Origin of the sequence: Opacimonas viscosa (assembly GCF_024199005.1) — a bacterium.
In the GTDB taxonomy this organism is placed as follows: domain Bacteria; phylum Pseudomonadota; class Gammaproteobacteria; order Enterobacterales; family Alteromonadaceae; genus Opacimonas; species Opacimonas viscosa.
The window spans coordinates 1-264 of record NZ_JANATA010000177.1 but is presented as its reverse complement, the minus strand read 5'-3'; the positions used below and the strand labels follow the sequence as shown (position 1 = coordinate 264).

1 protein-coding gene is annotated in these 264 nt (G+C 42.0%); it reads right to left on the bottom strand.

Annotation, left to right across the window (positions count from 1 at the left end; all coding sequences use genetic code 11):
- The coding region (locus tag NLF92_RS13195; RefSeq protein ID WP_254102690.1) for a gamma-glutamyltransferase at window positions 1-264 on the bottom strand (264 nt) is incomplete at both ends.

Genomic DNA, 264 nt, shown 5'->3' with positions numbered 1-264 from the left:
ATTAACCGCTTCCACTATTTTTTCGGCAACTTCGCCTTTTAGTAAATAGTCGCTGCCTTTTTCAGCAATACCTCTTAAGGTCTTAGCCAGCTTTTTATTTTTCCTTACTGTGCCTTCTTTTAATGGCAGGCCTGCTGGGAAGAAGTAAGTAGAGCTTGCAGGAAAAGTTTTCAGGCCAGGGTGATAGTCTAATGCAACAAGTTTGGCTAAACGCGGCGATACTTTAAAACCGTCTTCAGCTGTTTTGATTGTATCGTCGAACAG